Raw genomic sequence first — 20,758 nt, forward strand, 5'->3', positions numbered from 1 at the left:
CGGAGGGCTTAAGAGATGTCTCATATTATTGATTCTGAATTTTATAAAAATGGTTGGGGAACAGAAGAAGCACGAGCTGTTTTTGATGATAGAAAAAGATACCAGAGATGGTTGGATATCGAATCTGCTTTAGCTAAAGTTCAAGGGAAACTTGGAGTTATTCCTGAAGAAGCAGCTGAGGAAATTCAGAAAAAAGCTCATATGGAGCTTCTTGATATAGACGCTATCAAAAAAGGTATAGCTGAAACTGGACATTCCTTTGTTCCTCTTATTAAAGCTGTTCAGAATATCTGCGAGGGTAATGCTGGAGAATACATCCATTATGGCCCCACAACGCAAGATATTGAAGACACTGGAATGGTTATGGAAATCCGCGATGCATATCACATCATTTTCAGAGATCTTTGCCGTATGGAAGAGATATTGATTCCACTTGCTGAAAAATATAAAGATTTCCCCATGGCAGGCCGTACTCACAACCAACAGGGACTTCCTATTACATTAGGCTTGAAATTTGCAGGGTGGATTGCTGAAGTTCGTAGAGATATTGAGCGAATGAAACATATGAAAGAGACTCTTTTCGTAGGAATGCTTCATGGCGGCACAGGTACTATGGCTGGCCTTGGTGAAAAGGCTCTTGAAACAATAGATGGTGTAATGAAAGAATTAGACTTGGGAGTTCCCGCAACAGGCTGGGGAAGCTCTCGTGATACATTCGCAGAATATCTTTCCGTACTGGGAATGATTGCAGGAACCATAGGAAGAATCGCAAACGAGATATTCCAGTTAAGCCGAACAGAAATTCTCGAACTTCAAGAGCCTCTGGGAGAACATTATGTTGGTAGCAGCACTATGCCTCATAAGAGAAATGCCGAAACATCTGAATTTGTTGTTGCAATGGCTCGAATCGTTATTTCTAATGCAAATCTTGGACTTCAGGGTATGATTTCTGAACACGAGCGAGATACAAGAAGCTGGCGTCTAGACTGGCATTCTATGCCGGAAAGCAGTATTATGACAGCGAAGATGCTTGAGGCGTGTAACGCTGTCTTAGCTGGTTTGGATATCAATGAAAAAAGAATTTCCCAAAATTTAGATATGCTCCATGGAATGCTTTTCTCTGAAGCTCTCATGTTCTATATAGGTAAAAAAGTAGGAAAACAAACAGCCCACCATCTCATTCGTGATGCCGTAATGCAAGCACAAAACAACAATATGAAGTTCCGAGATATTTTGATGAATGACCCTGAAATAAAGAAACATGTGTCATCAGCTGAGCTTGATGCTGTTATGGATTATTCAAAACACATAGGAAAATCTGTTGAATTAACAGAGCAAGTTATTGCTCGTTCAAAAGAGTTGTCTGCTTCAGATAAAGAATATTTAGCCTAGCACAATATAAAGGGGGAAGAAATATGTTTACAGTGAAAGAGTTTTTGCACTCTGAAGTAAAACCCGCACTTGGGTGTACTGAGCCCGGTGCGGTAGCGTTGGCTGTCGCCCGGGCGTGGGAAGAGGCCGGCCGTGAGAAAGTCAGAAATGTAGAAGCAACGGTTAGCAGCAGTATCTATAAGAATGGAATTGCAGTCGGCATCCCAGGCACAAATGGCTTAAAAGGAAATGTTATCGCTGCCGCTCTGGCGGTCATTTGTGGTCATGCTGATTACGGCCTTGAAGTATTGCGAGATTGTACTGATAACGCTGTAACGCAGGCAGAGAGCCTCATAGAACAGAATTGCGTTAAAGTTTTACCCGACATGAATAAACATGGTGTATATGTGCGGGCTATAGTGACGACAGAACATCACACCGCTGAATGTGTCATTGAAGGAAGCCACACTAATATTGTTAAAGTTACTCTTGATGGCAAATCAACATATGCCCTTCAAGGAATTTCTCAGAATGCAAATAAAAACGATGAAAAAAGTATTCCTGACCAGATCAAAGCAATGTCCTATCGTGACCTCGTAAGCATCATGAATGATATGGACGAAGAGGACATTGATTATGTTATGGAAGGCGTACGAATGAATATGGAAATTGCCGAACTTGGGCTTGATCCTAAGAGAAAATTAGGGCTCGGTGTAGGTAAATCCATGATGAAATATGTTGAAGATGGGGATACCCGAACCCTTGGTAATAAAATAAAAGCTATTTCTGCCGCTGCTTCAGATGCACGAATGGGCGGAGCTCCCCTTCCTGTTATGAGCAGTGCTGGAAGCGGAAATCACGGAATAACAGCGATTTTGCCCGTATATATTGTGGCAGAGCATTATCATAAAAATAAAGAAGAAATGGCAAAAGCTATTACACTCAGCCACCTTACCACGAGCTTTCTTAAAAGCAGAATGGGACGGTTAAGCCCTGTATGTGGGTGCAGCGTTGCCGCTGGAGCTGGTGCAGCAGCTGGTATAACATTCCTTCTTTCAAAAGATTTGCATAAAGTAGAAAAGGCTGTTGAGATTCTTGTCAGTAACCTCGTTGGTATGCTTTGTGATGGAGCAAAAGATACATGTGCTCTCAAGGTTGGAACGGGAGCATACGAGGCTTATTGTGCAGCTATGATTGTGCTTGATGGAAACGAACTCGATGGGCCTCAAGGCGTTGTTGATGAAACGATAGAAAAAACTGTTGCCAATGCTGCAGCAATTAATATCGAAGGTATGACAAACGTAGATAATATCATTATTGATTTCGTCTCACGACGATATGCAGAGGAGGACCCATCTGAGCATGCAGTGTCATAAGTGTAAAGCCCACCCTTGTAGAGAGGGAAATCCATGTGTTACTAAAGACAGCTTGGCTCTCTATGAGGAAAATTCTCTCGATAGACGGCTTGTTACCGTTTCAGCAGAGATCGAAGCTCTCTTTTATGGAGAAGCCTGTCGAGTTGATGAAACACTGGAATTTGCGCGGCGAATGGGATTTAAAAAGTTGGGGCTCGCTTTTTGTGTTGGTTTTGCCGAAGAAGCTGCCATTTTGGGGGATATCATCTCCAAGGAGTTTGAACTCAATTCTGTCTGTTGCAAAGTTGGCGGCATGACAAAAGAAAGCCTTGGAATGGAAAGACGCCCCTGGCTGGGAAGTGCCTCATGCAATCCTGCCGAGCAGGCCAGAGTTTTAAACGAGGCGGGATGTGAGTTCAATATCCTTTTAGGCTTATGCGTAGGTCATGATTCTGTTTTCTACCGTCACTCGAAAGCACCAGTGACGACATTAGTTGTAAAAGATCGGAAACTTGGACATAATCCTGTAGCAGCTCTTTATTGTCCATACATTAGAAAGAACTTGGGCAAGCCCTTAAAAGAGAGAACGGAATAAAAGAGTAAAAAAGAGCGGAACCTTCATAAACAGAGGTTCCGCTCTTTTTATCTATCGTTATTTTTCAATACACGCAACAGCGCGTGCAATTCTTTCGAGCCCCTCTTTGATAACGGTTCGAGGTGCAGCAATATTAATACGCATAAAGCCCTCGCCGCCCTTACCGAACCAGGCTCCGTTGTTCATAGCTACACGAGCCTTATTGACGAACAGATCAAGAAGTTCGTCGCCAGAAAGGCCGAGTTCACGGCAGTCAATGAAAGGAACATATGTTCCTTCCGGTCGAATCAGCTTTATTGAGGAAATGTTCTCTTTCAGGAATTCCTCGATAAAATTTACGTTTCCTTCAAGGTATTCAATTAACTCTTCAAGCCAAGGTTCTCCCTTTCGATATGCAGCTTCCAGAGCAAATGTTCCGAAGATGTTTCCACTGTCGATATGAAGAAATTTTAGGATTGAAGTGTACTGAGCTCGAAGATCTTCATCAGGAATAATAATGGCAGACGTTGAGAGCCCTGCAATATTGAAAGTTTTGCTTGGAGCAATACACGTAATAGTTCTCGCTGCTATTTCATCAGAAAGAGATGCAATTGGAATATGGCGGAATCCCTTATAGATAATATCTGAGTGAATCTCATCAGACACAATAATAAGGTTGTGACGAACACAAATTTCGCCAATCTTTCGCAATTCTTCTTCTGTCCAGACCCTACCAGTCGGATTATGAGGATTGCAAAGGAAGAACATTTTTACCGACGGATCTATTTTCTTCTCAAGGTCATCAAAATCAATTTCAAAATGGCCATCACGAAGCACAAGAGGGTTCTCTACAATATGACGTCCCTGACCGCTTGCTGAACTATAAAAGGGAGGGTATACAGGTGTTTGTAAAATAATACCATCGCCAGGCTGAGTTAAAGCGAGAACAGCCATGGAGAGCGCAGGAACTACACCAGGGGAATGGCATATCCACTCAGGCTTAATTTTCCAGTCATGTCTCTTGTCAACCCACTGTACAATTGACTCGAAATAGCTTTCTGTTTTTCCTGTGTAGCCAAAAATCCCGTGGTCAACTCGTTCTTTAAGCACTTCAATAACTTCTGGAGGGGCTGTAAAATCCATATCAGCAACCCACATGGCAAGCAAGTCGTCACGCCCGAATTTTTGTTTTAGAAAATCCCATTTTTCACACGAAGTATGATGTCGATCAATAATAGTATCGAAATTATATGTACTCACTACTCTTCCTCCTCCGCAGAAGTTTATGCTTTTTACATGCAGCATTATGATATCATGTTACACCCTGGGTAGTATTGTAATAAATGTCCCAAGAAAAAAAGAGTATTTACGACCATATAATGAGAAAAAATTTTGTGCTAAATTTATAATTAGCGTTTTTACTTTTCATAAGCCCTATATATAGGGTAATTTTATAAAGAGAGGTCGAGAGATATGATGAAACATTTTCAAGAACGCTTTAATAGACAGATCGACCTGAGCGTGCTTGAGCACCCTTCAACTCCTCGTTTGTCAGAAAATGCCATGTGGCTTCTTACCCAGCGTTATTTTATTGATCGTTACGATGAGGAAATAGGTGCGGTACGTCAGGAGCGTTCTTTTGAGGAATTTGCACGCCGTGTGGCGCGTATTATCGCCAGTGCCGAGACCCTCTATCTCGACAAAAATGATTCTCACGCTCTTTCTTGGCTTCAAACCCTGGAAAAGAACATCTTTAACGATATTCTAAACCGGAGGTTTTTGTTTAATTCCCCATGCCTTTTCGGGGCCGGAGCGGGAATGACCATCGAGCCAGAGCTTGCGTCGATGATCTATAAATCACCTGACGACATGACCTTCGATGACTACGAAAAGCTACTTGCATCGAAAACAAAAAACCAGCAGCTTTTTGCGTGTTTTGTTATTGACATTCCCGACAGCATAGAAGGAATTTTCGATTCCGTCAAAGACGCCAGCATCATCAGTAAATTCGGCGGCGGCGTTGGTGGCAATTTTGGATGGCTAAGAGAAAAAGGGGCAGGAATTAACGGTGGAACAGGTGGACAGGCTAGTGGCCCAATCTCCTTTATGGAGACATGGAATACCATGGGCTCTGTTGTTGTTCAGGGAGGACGTCGTCGTGCTGCTCTCATGGGAATGCTTTTCGACAATCATCCCGATATTATGGATTTTATTGATGCCAAAGTCGAAGAAGGAAAACTTTCGTACTTCAATATATCTGTATGCGTTTCAGATGCCTTGATTGAAGCGGTGAATACCGGCGGCGATTTTTCGCTCATGTCCCGTATTAATGGCACAGAAGCACGTACCGTTAAAGCTGAAGAGCTTTGGAACAAACTGTGTGAAAGTGCGTGGAGAAGGGGAGATCCCGGAGTTTTCTTTATTGACAGAGCGAATGCCGACAACCTTCTAAAACTTGATAAAGACTGGCGCATTGAATCGACGAATCCTTGCGGCGAACAGCCGTTGCCTAACTATACGAGTTGCAACCTTGGTTCGATCAACGTTGAAGCCTTTGTTACGACACAAGACGGTGTTTCTGCTTTTGATGCTGAGGGCTTTATCGATCAGGTCTATCGTTCAATATACTACCTTGACCTTGTTATTGATGCCTGCTCGTATCCGTTGCCTCGCATTGAGGAACGAACGAAGAAAATTCGTCCGGTGGGCCTTGGTGTTATGGGGCTTGCTGATGCTGCTATTATGCTTGGAATGCGTTATGGCTCTGACTCTTTCAATGAGTATTGTACGGCTCTCGGAGAAAGCATGTCAGCTGCCGCTCTCTCTGCAACTGAAGAGCTTGTTTCAGTTATGGGCAAAACTCCTTTCGATGAAAGCCACTTGGTTAAAAAGCTTTTTGATGCTTTCAAGGCAGAGATACAACAAGAAGAGCTCTTTACCTCTACGTGGTTTGAAGAGGCCGATCTTGATGACATGAATGCCGTTTTAGCCTTCATGAAGCAGACAGAGACGGTTCCTTATACATTGGTTAATGCTATTGAAAGCCTTATAAACAACGAGAGACTGGGAGACGACAAAGAACGTCTTTCAAAAGTAAAAGAAGTATTGAAAGCCCTCTCTACGGGGCAGATTCGAAATAGTCGGCGGCTAAGCATTGCTCCTACAGGATCGATTTCCATGCTTATGGATACAAGCTCTGGAATTGAGCCTAACTTTGCATGGTCGTGGACACGTCGCATAATGAAAACTGACGGCTCAGGCCATGAAATGCGAGAATTTTGCCATAAGCTCATAGACCAAGAACAGTTGCAAGAACTGAAACAGACAGGGCAAATCGCTAACCCGAACTATGTAACGGCTTATGACATTTCTACTGATGAACACGTTGCGGTAACAGGTATTTTCTCCCAATACATCGACAGTGGCATTAGTAAAACAGTGAACTTGCCTCATTCGGCAACAGTAGACGACGTGAAGAGAGTATATGAAATGTGTTATGAAATGGGAGCCAAGGGAATCACCATCTATAGAGACGGCTCTCGTTCCGCTCAACCCATTGAAGTTAAAAAGAAAGAAGAAGTTCCTCACACAAGCAAAGTTAAAAAACGGCCAGGGCTTGTTGTTTTTGGAAAGACGATTAAGCAGAAGACTCCGTGGGGCAGCATGTATGTAACCCTTAATTTTGATGGAACCGACCCCTTTGAAGTCTTTGCAACAATAGGCAAAAGCGGCTCAGAATTGAACGCCATGACAGAAGCTCTTTCACGGGCTATTTCAATCGGCTTGCGAAGTGGTGGAAAACTTGAAGACTTTATAGCTACGTTGAAAGGCCTTTCTGGAAAGGAATATTGGGTGTTCGACTACGATGATACACATATTGCGCGCTCTATTCCAGATGCTATCGCCATGCTTCTTGAAAAATTGATAGAAAAAGAAGGGCAGGAAGAAGAACATAGGGATTTGAAATGTCCCGAATGTGGCAGCCCCATGGAAATGATTTCTGGATGTGCTTACTGTTTTAGCTGCGGTTATTCACCGTGTAAGTAAAAATAAAAGATTTAGCCGGTCTCAAACTTGAGGCCGGCTTTTTTTATTGATGATAACTAATCTTGACAAAATGTTTTACTGTACACTATACTACGTCATAACTATGCAGAATAAGAGTTATATCTATGGAGGATGTCGTATGCGTGGCGTTTATTCTTCTGTAGTGGAGAACGGCATACTTGGGGTACTTAAGGGCAGTGGAGCTTCAAAATCTATAATGCTTCGTGCGGAAATGGATGCTCTTCCTTGTGTTGAATCCCCGTCGAATTTATTAGGCGCGAAAAAAGTTTGCTCTTTAACGGAAGATGCAGCACATCTTTGTGGTCATGATTTTCATCAAGCCATTCTTCTTGCCGTAGCCAAGGTCTTGTCTAGTGATAGTGTTGTTTTTCCAGGAAACATATACTTTTGTTTTGAGTCTGGAGAGGAGACAGGTGAAGGGGTAGACGCTATGGTGGGAGGCCCGATCAAACAGCAGACCCAATTACATGTGCCGCTCAGATTATTTGTGGTATCAATGTAATATCTTCGCGGATAGTTAATCCTATAAAACCTTTAGTTCTTACTATCGGTAGTGTTCATGCCGGATCAGCTCGTAATCTCATTCCTGAGGAGTGTTCTTTTTCAGGAACGATTCGTTTTTTTGACCCAGAACAAGAAGAGAAAGCCAAAAACGCGTTAACGTCTATGGTAGAAGACATATCCAGAGCTTTTTCATGTCGAGGTGAGATGAATTATTTAGGGCCATATCCAGCAGTGGTGAATGATTCTTGCCTGGTATCTCTTGCAGATAATGCTCTTCAAAAAATTTTCCCGAAAGAAGATTTAGTAAAGATAGAGCCGTGGATGGCTTCCGATACTATGGGGCGCTATATGACCCATTTCCCATGTCTCTATGCTTTATTGGGATGCGCCAATCAAAAGTTGGGGTACGGAGCACCCCATCATAATCCTAAATTTGACGCGGATCCCCGTTGTTTGAAGAGTGGAATCGAGGCTACTTTGGGTTTTATCAGGGCATTTTTTGATGACCCTGAAATATAACAAAATATAACGTCGAAGGAGAGTATTGAATGATCTGTAAAATTCGTAGTTCTTTATTTACAGCAGTGATTATGGCTTTTATGTTAATGGGTGTTGGTTCCGCTTTAGCGGCTGAGGTTTCTTCTGAAACTTTATTGGTTCGTATTGGAGCTAAAGAGGACGGGCAGCCTTATATATTTAAAGAGAACGGAGAAGTTAAGGGGTTTGAAGCCGATCTTTGGAAAGAAATTGCTAAGAGAGCTAACTTGAAACTTGAATATAAATATAACAGCATATCCGGCCTTTTTGGCCTTTTGGACAACGGCGAAATTGATACTATAACTCATTTTCTTGGCATTACCCCTCAGCGCAAAAAGAAATATGATTTTTCCGATAGCTATGGTAGCGGAGCGTTGCAGTTTATGACAAAAAAGGGAACCCCAGAGGTTACTTCCATTGAAGGCTTGTACGGCAAGAAGGTTGGCGTTGCATTAGGATCTGCCGCAGCAGGAGTAATCAAAACCTTTGATCCCGATGAAAAAATCAAAGTGGTTCCATATGAAGAGTTCAGACATATTCCTCAAGACGTAGATATGGGGCGGATTTATGCTTACTTTGGCAACCCTATAACTATGATGGGAGATATTCGTAAAATGGGTATCGATTGCAAAATAGATCCCTTGGTATTGTTGGCGACCCCTGTTGGATATCCCTACGTTCGTGGAAACGAGAATAGTCAGAGAATAATGGATAGAGTGAATCTAGTATTAGAAGAACTTCGTAAAGATGGCACTATTTCCAAAATCTCTATGGAGTGGTTTGGATTAGATATTACTTCGTTCAGCGGAATGAAATAGAACATAGAATAGAAATGACATGCGATGAAGGTTTTTGATCTAAATTATTTTATTGATATTTTACCTCTCGTATTAAAAGGACTTAGTGCTGCCATGAAAATGACAGCACTAAGCTTTTTAGGCGGCCTGATTTTGGGAGTGTTAATTGCTTTGATCTACAATTCTAAGATCAAGGTTCTTTACCCTCTTGCTCAACTCTATGTTTCTATTTTTAGAGGCACCCCCGTAATAGCTCAAATGTTTTTTATTTATTTTGGATTGCCTCATTTCATTACTCCACTTAGAGGAATGGGGGCTTTTGCCGCAGCCTCTATGACGATAGCCTTGAATATTTCTTCTTACATGTCTGAAACTATAAGGTCGTCTATTTCCGCTGTGGAGAAGGGCCAATACGAGGCGGGATTATCGGTAGGCATGACTAATTTTCAGGTAGCGCGGAGAATCATATTGCCTCAAGCAGGACGAATTGCTCTGCCATCATTGAGCAATAATCTGATAATGACCCTTAAGGGGACGGCGGTGGCCTTTACCATTGGAGTTACCGAAGTGATGGGAAAAGCCAAAATAGAAGCATCTAACTCGTATAGATACTTTGAATGTTATGCGGCAGCTATGCTTGTTTATTGGCTTGTAGTAGTGGTCATCACCTTGTTTCAGGGCAAGTGGGAAAAGCATCTTAATCGGGCCTATCAGAATTAGGAAAATGGCTTGAACTCTGTAACGGGCTACGGCGATTTTTGCCGCCTAACACGTTGTTGCATAAGTAGAAAAATAGTTAAGCCGGCCTTGAATTTGAGGCCGGCTTTTTTGTTTGGGGAAAGAAGTGCGATTTTCTTTTGGAAGAGATACAAAGCGTAAAAAGTAAAAAACCCAACGGAGGAAGAATACAGAACTTTTAGTTTCCATCCCTTATAGGAAGTATGAAAAGATGGGGCGGTTGTTTTTAACTAGCGCATACACCGGAGTTTCCATCCCTTATAGGAAGTATGAAAAGTTGCAACGCAGGCTACAGGAAGTCATGGCTTTACTTTGTTTCCATCCCTTATAGGAAGTATGAAAAGATGGGAAGCTCCCAACGAGCATAACAGGGAATGCAGGTTTCCATCCCTTATAGGAAGTATGAAAAGCAAGATTAAATGATCGCAGGGTGGGGCCATGAAAAGTCGTTTCCATCCCTTATAGGAAGTATGAAAAGTCATCGAGGGCTCGCTGTGTTGACTGTGGGTTAGCAGTTTCCATCCCTTATAGGAAGTATGAAAAGGTCCCCCGGGAACTCATTCCACTCTCGGCCATCTAAGTTTCCATCCCTTATAGGAAGTATGAAAAGTTGAAAACATTTGTGTGTGTTTGGGCGAATTATTAGGGTTTCCATCCCTTATAGGAAGTATGAAAAGTTTTCGATCTACAACACGAGTTCCCATTGAATCAAGTTTCCATCCCTTATAGGAAGTATGAAAAGGAGGAAGGACGCTTCATGATATTGGCTGGCATGCAACTGTTTCCATCCCTTATAGGAAGTATGAAAAGCTCTTCTTGAGCAAATGGAATACACAGAGCGCAGCTTTGGTTTCCATCCCTTATAGGAAGTATGAAAAGCAAAACGTTAGATATCTCCATAACTGACAAGGACATGTTTCCATCCCTTATAGGAAGTATGAAAAGTGATTTTCCTCATTTTCGCTTTCTCCCTTCATAGTGTTTCCATCCCTTATAGGAAGTATGAAAAGCACTGAAGACTTATCGGATCTTGACGAGGGGTGGTCGGTTTCCATCCCTTATAGGAAGTATGAAAAGCCGATATTAATTCCCATTTGATTCAAACCATCATCGTTTCCATCCCTTATAGGAAGTATGAAAAGCAAAAAGCTCATTTATAAATCGTCGCCCTTTTTGAGGTTTCCATCCCTTATAGGAAGTATGAAAAGTTTCAAAGTGGCTCTCTTCTCTCAAATTTAGGACTAGTTTCCATCCCTTATAGGAAGTATGAAAAGATTCTCTTTTTCGTGGAAATACAGGTTTTCTTGAGAGTTTCCATCCCTTATAGGAAGTATGAAAAGGAGGCTATTGGAGGATTTCAAATGGCGCTGTTTGAAGTTTCCATCCCTTATAGGAAGTATGAAAAGGAAAACAGGCTTGGGATTAGTTCAATATATTTCGACGTTTCCATCCCTTATAGGAAGTATGAAAAGTCACAACATTCATTTTGCCATAGCTCCACGCATTCAGTTTCCATCCCTTATAGGAAGTATGAAAAGAACCACGGGACCGAAAACATGTATATAAAACCTCCTGTTTCCATCCCTTATAGGAAGTATGAAAAGCTGTTACATTTTTGTAACAGGATGTAGCAGAATATGGTTTCCATCCCTTATAGGAAGTATGAAAAGAACCACGGGACCGAAAACATGTATATAAAACCTCCTGTTTCCATCCCTTATAGGAAGTATGAAAAGGTTGAAATGTTAACCCTTATTCTTTGTCATTTCTAAAGTTTCCATCCCTTATAGGAAGTATGAAAAGACAAGACCAAAAATGATGATGCAAGGACAATACCATGTTTCCATCCCTTATAGGAAGTATGAAAAGCTGTTACATTTTTGTAACAGGATGTAGCAGAATATGGTTTCCATCCCTTATAGGAAGTATGAAAAGGACAGTGGAGTGTTCTACGGTATCCGGCTTACTTTTCGTTTCCATCCCTTATAGGAAGTATGAAAAGTACTGGGCTTTTTGAAATAGAGACACGAAGGTTCGGGTTTCCATCCCTTATAGGAAGTATGAAAAGTGGCAAGGTTTCAGCAAAAGTCCAGGAACAGCTTTGTTTCCATCCCTTATAGGAAGTATGAAAAGTACAACAAGACGTGACAAGCGATGAGGAAGAACAAGTTTCCATCCCTTATAGGAAGTATGAAAAGATAGTTGATGCAAAGGGGGCGGCCATGTGCTGTTTGGTTTCCATCCCTTATAGGAAGTATGAAAAGCCTTTAGCATAGATCGAAGATGATCGCCGAATTCTCGTTTCCATCCCTTATAGGAAGTATGAAAAGTTTCTTGGGAAAACCCACGATTTGAATGGGGCGTATTGTTTCCATCCCTTATAGGAAGTATGAAAAGCCCCATTCAAACAGTTCTTCCGCTGTATACTGCTGGTTTCCATCCCTTATAGGAAGTATGAAAAGTATCTTCTGCACATTATTTGAAGAGTGATAGAGAGGTTTCCATCCCTTATAGGAAGTATGAAAAGTGGTTGATAAGGCGGGCAAGTCAATTGTTACGTCGGGTTTCCATCCCTTATAGGAAGTATGAAAAGGATCCTATTACAACACAGGTTCAGCTAGGAAATACTAGTTTCCATCCCTTATAGGAAGTATGAAAAGCATGAATGAGGCATTGATCGAAGCAGAAGAAAAAGAGTTTCCATCCCTTATAGGAAGTATGAAAAGGTTAACGCTATGCAAGATACCGCATGGCGAATAAATAGTTTCCATCCCTTATAGGAAGTATGAAAAGGGACCACAAAAAATGCTCAAGCTCTTTGCAAGGCTTGTTTCCATCCCTTATAGGAAGTATGAAAAGGATGTCATATCTAGATATTGCTGCCAACTTACAACGTTTCCATCCCTTATAGGAAGTATGAAAAGTCTTCCCGCTTGCTGTTCTGCTATACGTGTACTTTGGTTTCCATCCCTTATAGGAAGTATGAAAAGTATATTCTAGATGCTATTTATGAGCAAGATGAAGCACGTTTCCATCCCTTATAGGAAGTATGAAAAGTAATTCCATTACACTTTTTGCCCTGTTCCAAAGGGCGTTTCCATCCCTTATAGGAAGTATGAAAAGTGGGTGGCCATGCGACAACGGCGGGTTTTGTGGAGGGTTTCCATCCCTTATAGGAAGTATGAAAAGGGTGGAGCCTTCACAATGCACGTGTTTGACGGACGTGTTTCCATCCCTTATAGGAAGTATGAAAAGCAGACCACTAGACAATCATAAACCCCTGAATACAAAGTTTCCATCCCTTATAGGAAGTATGAAAAGCCTCTAGCATAGATCGAAGATGATCGCCGAATTTTCGTTTCCATCCCTTATAGGAAGTATGAAAAGAGCTCTTGCCCCGCCACTGCCACCGTTGTAATGTGCGTTTCCATCCCTTATAGGAAGTATGAAAAGTTCGAGAAAAAGCAGGTCTTTCACGAAAACAACTTGCGTTTCCATCCCTTATAGGAAGTATGAAAAGCGGAAAAGAGGACAATGACACGTGTACAGATACAAGAGTTTCCATCCCTTATAGGAAGTATGAAAAGAATGATGAAGCTTGTGGTTATATTAGGGGAGGGAAAGGTTTCCATCCCTTATAGGAAGTATGAAAAGAAAAAAAAATGAGTAGCGTAAATCATTGTCAACGAAGTTTCCATCCCTTATAGGAAGTATGAAAAGTCCTGTTCATCGTGTCTCCCGCGCGTGCCTGTGAAGTTTCCATCCCTTATAGGAAGTATGAAAAGGGAATACCCAGACTTGAGGATTACAATGTTAAGTCAGTTTCCATCCCTTATAGGAAGTATGAAAAGAATGAGTTGCATAGGAAATGACGGCGTGTATTACGGGTTTCCATCCCTTATAGGAAGTATGAAAAGATTCAATGAACATCAAAAAGTCGCAAAACAGGGAAAGTTTCCATCCCTTATAGGAAGTATGAAAAGTCTCCGGTAGAAATAGACGCAGCTGAAAACTCATTTCGTTTCCATCCCTTATAGGAAGTATGAAAAGTTCAAGTTTTCTTTTCGCTTTCTCTAGGTATTGCAGTTTCCATCCCTTATAGGAAGTATGAAAAGATCCGGGACCCTCTGGGCGTATAATTTCTGAGTTGGTGTTTCCATCCCTTATAGGAAGTATGAAAAGGCCCTGCCTGATCATCGGCTTCAGCTAAAATTTGCACGTTTCCATCCCTTATAGGAAGTATGAAAAGTTTCTACTGATACTAAATCACACCATACAGGATCGGGTTTCCATCCCTTATAGGAAGTATGAAAAGAACCCCTGTGTCATTTTGTTTCCGGGCATGCTTGGAGTTTCCATCCCTTATAGGAAGTATGAAAAGTACCCTTGTGTCCTGCGCTAGATTTTCATCGCCCGCGTTTCCATCCCTTATAGGAAGTATGAAAAGGTAGGGGTAGAAAATGGAGAAACGAAAATTGAATTGTTTCCATCCCTTATAGGAAGTATGAAAAGAAGAAAATGCTGTTATGGCTTTTAAAAGAGAGGTGGAGTTTCCATCCCTTATAGGAAGTATGAAAAGCGCCGTGCGCCGGAGAGGAAATCCCCGAGGCACAAATGTTTCCATCCCTTATAGGAAGTATGAAAAGGCCATGCCTCGCCATGCAAAGTCTAGCCATGCCATACGTTTCCATCCCTTATAGGAAGTATGAAAAGGGGAATTGGGGGCTCTGACGCTTCTGTCGTTCTTGGATGTTTCCATCCCTTATAGGAAGTATGAAAAGCTCTATTTCAAAAAGCCCAGTAGCTTTTCTAATGCAAGTTTCCATCCCTTATAGGAAGTATGAAAAGCTTGCGTCATTCCTCCTAAACACTGGACTACTCCCTTGTTTCCATCCCTTATAGGAAGTATGAAAAGTCTAATTATAGAATGAAGAGGAGGGGTAGTAGATGAGTTTCCATCCCTTATAGGAAGTATGAAAAGAAATGAAAGAGTGGCTAGAGGACGGGGGTATTCTCCGTTTCCATCCCTTATAGGAAGTATGAAAAGTCGCCAGGGATATACACTTCTCCGCTTGAGTAGGAAGTTTCCATCCCTTATAGGAAGTATGAAAAGTATCACGACAGAGAACGATACGCTCTTGACGTTCGAGTTTCCATCCCTTATAGGAAGTATGAAAAGAATATCGCTTGCTCCGCGGGATATAAAAGAGAAAGTAGTTTCCATCCCTTATAGGAAGTATGAAAAGTTTTCGTTGCTGCTCATTTTTCGTTTTTGCGAGAAGGTTTCCATCCCTTATAGGAAGTATGAAAAGACGAGAAATGATGGGATGGTGGGGCGACTGGCTAGAGTTTCCATCCCTTATAGGAAGTATGAAAAGAATGAGTTGCATAGGAAATGACGGCGTGTATTACGGGTTTCCATCCCTTATAGGAAGTATGAAAAGGTCCCAACCACCTGAATCGCCGCTCCCCTCCATCTCCGAAGTTTCCATCCCTTATAGGAAGTATGAAAAGCGTATGCCGCGGAGCGAGGAGTTGTTTACCTTGCCTTGTTTCCATCCCTTATAGGAAGTATGAAAAGGTGGCGATGGGATAGGAAGCGTTGGCGTATGTACTGTGTTTCCATCCCTTATAGGAAGTATGAAAAGGAAGAAGAGGAATGGCTCACTCCCAAAGAATTTTGGTTTCCATCCCTTATAGGAAGTATGAAAAGGGACATTAGGTACATGGGAAACGGTAGTCCAGTCAGGTTTCCATCCCTTATAGGAAGTATGAAAAGTCCTTCTGCGCAAGCCCGAGCTGTCTCATATAAAGGTTTCCATCCCTTATAGGAAGTATGAAAAGTTTTCTAGATTCATCTATCTCCCTCTCTTCTACTAGTTTCCATCCCTTATAGGAAGTATGAAAAGTGTACTTGTCGATGAAGCTCATTTAATCAATCACCGGTTTCCATCCCTTATAGGAAGTATGAAAAGGACTTGCTCCACGCTTTCACGATGGCAAAAGTATGGTTTCCATCCCTTATAGGAAGTATGAAAAGTCGGTTTCGCCTACGAGGTAGGCAACGGAAACGCCGTTTCCATCCCTTATAGGAAGTATGAAAAGAACTATTCATCGCTCTAAGCTGCAAGGAGCAGAATAGTTTCCATCCCTTATAGGAAGTATGAAAAGGCGGATGGCGTGGAAACAGGAAACAGGGATGCCGAGTTTCCATCCCTTATAGGAAGTATGAAAAGCCCATCTTCCGAGCCCTGCAGAACTTTCCACGGAACGTTTCCATCCCTTATAGGAAGTATGAAAAGAAAACTCGGCATGGAGGTTGAAGAAGTTTACCGACTGTTTCCATCCCTTATAGGAAGTATGAAAAGTGAAGCATCTTCTCGTCTCCGAGAGAAGTTTTTGCAGTTTCCATCCCTTATAGGAAGTATGAAAAGAGGGATTCTAATTAAAAAGTGACCATCTGTGTAATAGTTTCCATCCCTTATAGGAAGTATGAAAAGGCTGTATTACACTTTTTAGAGCTTCTTCATATCGCGGTTTCCATCCCTTATAGGAAGTATGAAAAGTTAGGAGAGCGCGGCGACAGGATTGTCTCTAGGCTGTTTCCATCCCTTATAGGAAGTATGAAAAGGGCCTCCTCTATCTGCTTTAGAATGGGCTGATTTAGGTTTCCATCCCTTATAGGAAGTATGAAAAGTATTATCATCACAGTGCTGGGCAAGATAGTGCACAAGTTTCCATCCCTTATAGGAAGTATGAAAAGGACGTTGGTTGTGCTTTCTAACGTTGTAGATACTTTGTTTCCATCCCTTATAGGAAGTATGAAAAGCTTCTTTCGTCTGATAGTTCGGGGTTTCTGAGTTTAGTTTCCATCCCTTATAGGAAGTATGAAAAGGGCCTACAAAAAGTTCATTCAGAGAGGCGCATAACAAGTTTCCATCCCTTATAGGAAGTATGAAAAGTATTCGCGATTTCGATGTATGGCAAATCCGTACCTTGGTTTCCATCCCTTATAGGAAGTATGAAAAGCCCCATTCGCCGCCAACGTGGCGGTTGACTTTAGATGTTTCCATCCCTTATAGGAAGTATGAAAAGTCCTTGCGGTTCGATGGAGCTCCGAGCCACGCAACCAGGTTTCCATCCCTTATAGGAAGTATGAAAAGGTTGAACGCTCAGAAAGATGCCAACCTCAGGGGCGAGTTTCCATCCCTTATAGGAAGTATGAAAAGCAGAGCGGGGAGTTTTCGCTTTTGGCTGAATTGAAAGTTTCCATCCCTTATAGGAAGTATGAAAAGTATGGAGCCCTCGCTTTGCGTTTTATCTATGTTTTTGTTTCCATCCCTTATAGGAAGTATGAAAAGTGCTGATAAAAAAGAGGATCCGCAGAATCTAGGAAGGTTTCCATCCCTTATAGGAAGTATGAAAAGCAGTGTCGGAGATTTTCTCAAGCCCGATAGAGCGAGGTTTCCATCCCTTATAGGAAGTATGAAAAGCAAAATGACTCATTCGAACCGATCTATCTTTTGACAGTTTCCATCCCTTATAGGAAGTATGAAAAGGCGCCGCCCCCCTGTATTTTTCTACATTTTCCCATTTTGACCTATTCGACATATTTCGTTGTCAAGGTTCGGTAAAATCCCCTAAACAACCGTGAACAGTGACTTTTCAGGATTTTGACGCTTGTGTCGATCCCCCGGGTTTTTTGCGCTATTGGGGGTCGACACATGCGAATTCAGATCAGGAAATCGGAGTTGCCGCGTTCCACTCCCATGATCTCGCGTCTGGTGTAGCGCTCACTGCGCCACGTATAGAATATCACGCTGTCGTAGTTCGGGTCTATTTTTTTGCTCACATCCATCTTGAGCTGGGAAGTGTGCCGCCGATGCGGGGCGGTTCAGATAAACGGATCATCCAGGTCACTTCCGTCATACATGTCCGCCGGGACGAAGCCGGTGACTCTGTCATAGATAATGCCCATTGCAGCTCTGGCGATAAACCAGTATTCTTCCTCCCCGTACCTGCTGATCAGGGGGATGTTGTCATTGGTGGAAACGGTCGCCACTTTCTCCTGCCATCGCATCAATTCCTTAAGCGGTACCTCGATCAAGTACTGCTGTGCCTGGCGCACGAGACGCTTCTTTTCATCGAGCCTTTCCAGAGACCATTTCGTACCGCACAGACGTTCCAGTATGGGGCGAATGTGGCGGTCCAGCTCCACAAATACCGTCTCATTCCTACGCTCGTCCTCCTTCTTGATCAAATCTTCTTTCTGTCCCCATTTGCCTTTCTCTATATTGCGCCAGACCGGCTTGTAGGAAAGACCTTCCAATATTCGATCATAATATCGCTTCACCAACGAGGGCACCTGATTCTCGCCAAAACTCTTCTCTTCTGCAAGAATGTCCCTGCTGTTGGCAAGCAGAATGTCATCATACACCATACCGCAGAAGGATCTGCCGTTACCGCCGGTTAGCTCGGCGACTAGCACATTGCCCGGATCATCTCTATTCAGATGGCGGTTGCAGCGCCCGGCCACCTGGATGACGCTGTCCAGCGGCCCCATGTCGCGAAAAACCCAGTCAAAATCCAGGTCGACACCCGCCTCGACGACCTGAGTAGATATGAGGTGATGTCGTATGCCCTTCCTCCGCGGATTGCCTTTCTTTTCCAGATATCTAAGATAGCGCATGATGCGCCGGCGATGTCGCGGAGCCATCCAGGCGGAGAGAAAGAGCACCGGGCCATCGAGCCGATCCCTCAGCAATTGATATATTTTGAGTGCCGACTTCTTGGTATTCAGCACGATCAGACCGGAACCGTCGTCGACGGAAAGTTTGTCGCAAAGCAGCTCGGGCAGTTCGTCCAGACTGTGTTTGCCGGGAAGTACGCTGTATGTATGCCTATTATAGGGAAAGTCCAGATCGGGAGGCGCTATCTCACGCCCTTCCCCTATGTGCGGCTGGGTAGCCGTCATGAGAATGAAGGCTGTACCCCATTTTTCACTGAGGAAGGAGAGCATCCTGCCAAAGCCGTCCCACAATCTGGGATCGATGCCCTGAGGCTCATCTAGCACCACGACGGCCCGACTGAGACGGTGAAAGTCCATGGAGGCATTGGCCCTCGGATCGAATATGGCATCCCAGAGCTGGACCATTGTCGTCAGCACAACTGGAGTTCTCCAATAGCGGAAGAGAGCTGACATGCGGGCCCATGAATTTTCTTTCGCTCCATTGTCATCGGTGAGCTCGCCGTAGGCTCGGCTGTGATCCTCCTGCACGCTGTCCTTACCGAAAAGGGTCTTTGCCACGGAGGCGTTCTGCTCGATGATGCTTATGAAGGGCAGTGCGTAGATTATCGTTCCGTAGCCCCATTTCGTCGCCAGACGATGGGCCATTTCCAGTCCGACCGTCGTCTTCCCGGCGCCTGTGGGCAGAGTCAGCGTGTACAGGCCCGGACCGTCGATATTGCCTGCGTTTTTCATGCAATCGTCGTGGACGCTCTGCCTCCATCCATCGAGGGGGGTGGATTCCTCTTTTCCAAAATTCATGGGACTGAATTTCGGAAGGGGATCGAAGTCGAGCGAAGATACTCCGATGGCGTCCATCCGGTCGGCGGTCACGAGAAGTGAGTAGAGACTCCGAAGCGAGAGCCAGTCCTCTTTACCTATCTTAACTTCCCAGAGATCGTCGATAAAATCCTCCCATTCCTCTTGCGTTACAAGGAACTTCCACGACGGAACTATCTCCCTCATGTGAGACTGCAGCTCCGCCAGATCGTCCTCCCTCTTGATCCAGAACCTGCATGCTGTATCGGCATCGTCCAGATGGGTATGATGACACCTCACCGCCTCTGCGGCCCAGAGATTCCTCGTAGTGTCCAGAGTAAAGCAGGAAGAGTGAAAGGCATGATTGACGCCCTTCCCCCTTTTTTTGAGAAGGTAATCCTGAAAGAGGGGATGTGCCTTCTCAAGATCGTGAGTGACGGCGACCCTTCGCAACAACAACGACTCTACCGGAAGGCCGTGCTTTCGTGCCAGCTCCAGTGCGAGTTCGGCCGTACCCTCCAGGTGATCCTTAAGCAGCCTGTCGGGATGGCTGTGGACATCACCAGGCAGGGAACCAGGCGACCACGTCATCTCCGCATCGCGAGACATCCACATTCCCCCTCTCCTTCAGGATAATTTTCTTTTCCGGCGATGTGGCATATATCACCGAAACGCTCTCAATCAATCTGCGCGTATCGTCCATCCTGTAGGGCATCAGTTCCTTGAAGGCTCCTCCCGACTCCAGCACATCCATCGACATGTCGTCGCTCCACGGAACCACGGTATCGACACCGACAGGCCCCGTCTCTGCAGGGAAAAGATCGAAGCTGCCGATGTAATCGATATCAGCCAGGGCGTAGGCGACTCCGAGACAGGGAGTGTAGACGAAAGCATCCCGTTCCAGATATGTTCGCAGCCTTCCCTCCAGTCCTCCGGAGACGTAGACGCGATAGCGGGGATTGGCCACGAACTGGTGCTTAACCTGAGTATGGGGGTTCTTTTGCGGCTCCTTAACGTTCCAGAAGTTAACTGTCTGCCGCAGCCAGGATATGGGGTTACGTATGGAGACGGAAACACTGGTGCCCTTCATCTTCCTCCAGTAGGCGGCAAAACAGGCATCACGATCGCTCTCATGGGAGATGCCTGCGATACCAGCAATCAGCCCAGCCAGCGCCGTGGGAGTCGGAAAGACGTAGGATATGGACGAAGTGGTCGTATAGGGCTTTCGGAACATGGCCATACGACCGGATATCTCAAATACTACGGCCAT

11 protein-coding genes, 1 pseudogene and 1 CRISPR repeat array are annotated in these 20,758 nt (G+C 43.8%); of the genes and pseudogenes, 9 read left to right on the plus strand and 3 right to left on the minus strand.

Features of this window, described 5'->3' with window-relative positions:
* Positions 1-15: 15 nt before the first annotated feature.
* Genes purB through ACZ5GY_RS11280 form a run of 3 tightly spaced genes read left to right on the plus strand, consistent with a single transcriptional unit; the run spans position 16 to position 3,321 of the window.
* Positions 16-1,392, plus strand: coding sequence for an adenylosuccinate lyase (purB, locus tag ACZ5GY_RS11270; RefSeq protein ID WP_213692221.1), 1,377 nt, complete (start codon positions 16-18; stop codon positions 1,390-1,392).
* Positions 1,393-1,415: 23 nt separating this feature from the next.
* Complete coding sequence (locus ACZ5GY_RS11275; RefSeq protein WP_464111879.1) at positions 1,416-2,747, plus strand: L-cysteine desulfidase family protein; 1,332 nt, start codon at positions 1,416-1,418, stop codon at positions 2,745-2,747.
* Positions 2,734-3,321, plus strand: coding sequence for a DUF1847 domain-containing protein (locus tag ACZ5GY_RS11280; RefSeq protein ID WP_213692219.1), 588 nt, complete (start codon positions 2,734-2,736; stop codon positions 3,319-3,321). The genes ACZ5GY_RS11275 and ACZ5GY_RS11280 overlap by 14 nt, the downstream gene beginning before the upstream one ends.
* 57 nt (positions 3,322-3,378) lie before the next feature.
* On the opposite strand, the gene ACZ5GY_RS11285 is transcribed toward ACZ5GY_RS11280, so the two are convergent.
* On the minus strand, positions 3,379-4,560 hold the full coding sequence (locus ACZ5GY_RS11285) for a MalY/PatB family protein (RefSeq protein ID WP_464111880.1): 1,182 nt from the start codon (positions 4,558-4,560) through the stop codon (positions 3,379-3,381).
* Between the two features lie 213 nt (positions 4,561-4,773).
* Here ACZ5GY_RS11285 and ACZ5GY_RS11290 point away from each other — a divergent pair, with 213 nt between their 5' ends.
* The 6 genes and pseudogenes from ACZ5GY_RS11290 (at position 4,774) to ACZ5GY_RS11315 (ending at position 9,926) form a co-directional block, all read left to right on the plus strand.
* Positions 4,774-7,347, plus strand: coding sequence for an adenosylcobalamin-dependent ribonucleoside-diphosphate reductase (locus tag ACZ5GY_RS11290; protein WP_464111881.1), 2,574 nt, complete (start codon positions 4,774-4,776; stop codon positions 7,345-7,347).
* A gap of 139 nt (positions 7,348-7,486) precedes the next feature.
* The gene (locus ACZ5GY_RS11295; RefSeq protein WP_323401843.1) at positions 7,487-7,870 is read left to right on the plus strand and encodes a M20/M25/M40 family metallo-hydrolase; all 384 of its coding nucleotides are present in this window, start codon (positions 7,487-7,489) and stop codon (positions 7,868-7,870) included.
* A pseudogene (locus ACZ5GY_RS11300) lies at positions 7,861-7,989 on the plus strand (peptidase dimerization domain-containing protein); the annotation flags it as partial. The gene ACZ5GY_RS11295 and the pseudogene ACZ5GY_RS11300, both read left to right, overlap by 10 nt.
* A 45-nt stretch (positions 7,990-8,034) precedes the next feature.
* The gene (locus ACZ5GY_RS11305) at positions 8,035-8,391 is read left to right on the plus strand and encodes a M20/M25/M40 family metallo-hydrolase (RefSeq protein ID WP_464111882.1); all 357 of its coding nucleotides are present in this window, start codon (positions 8,035-8,037) and stop codon (positions 8,389-8,391) included.
* A gap of 29 nt (positions 8,392-8,420) precedes the next feature.
* Positions 8,421-9,227, plus strand: coding sequence for a transporter substrate-binding domain-containing protein (locus ACZ5GY_RS11310; protein ID WP_464111883.1), 807 nt, complete (start codon positions 8,421-8,423; stop codon positions 9,225-9,227).
* Positions 9,228-9,251: 24 nt separating this feature from the next.
* Positions 9,252-9,926 carry an amino acid ABC transporter permease gene (locus ACZ5GY_RS11315; RefSeq protein ID WP_464111884.1) on the plus strand — a complete coding sequence of 225 codons (675 nt, stop codon included), beginning with the start codon at positions 9,252-9,254 and terminating at the stop codon, positions 9,924-9,926.
* 199 nt (positions 9,927-10,125) lie between these two features.
* Positions 10,126-17,503: direct repeats of the CRISPR family, unit length 30 nt; unit sequence GTTTCCATCCCTTATAGGAAGTATGAAAAG.
* Positions 17,504-17,838: 335 nt separating this feature from the next.
* On the opposite strand, the gene cas3 is transcribed toward ACZ5GY_RS11315, so the two are convergent.
* Together cas3 and cas5b are read right to left on the minus strand one after the other, a co-directional pair.
* The gene (gene cas3 / locus ACZ5GY_RS11320) at positions 17,839-20,097 is read right to left on the minus strand and encodes a CRISPR-associated helicase Cas3' (protein WP_213699782.1); all 2,259 of its coding nucleotides are present in this window, start codon (positions 20,095-20,097) and stop codon (positions 17,839-17,841) included.
* A complete protein-coding gene (gene cas5b / locus ACZ5GY_RS11325) occupies positions 20,048-20,758 on the minus strand; it encodes a type I-B CRISPR-associated protein Cas5b (protein ID WP_464111885.1) in 711 nt (236 codons plus the stop codon). The genes cas3 and cas5b overlap by 50 nt, the downstream gene beginning before the upstream one ends.

This window comes from Aminobacterium thunnarium (assembly GCF_055390565.1).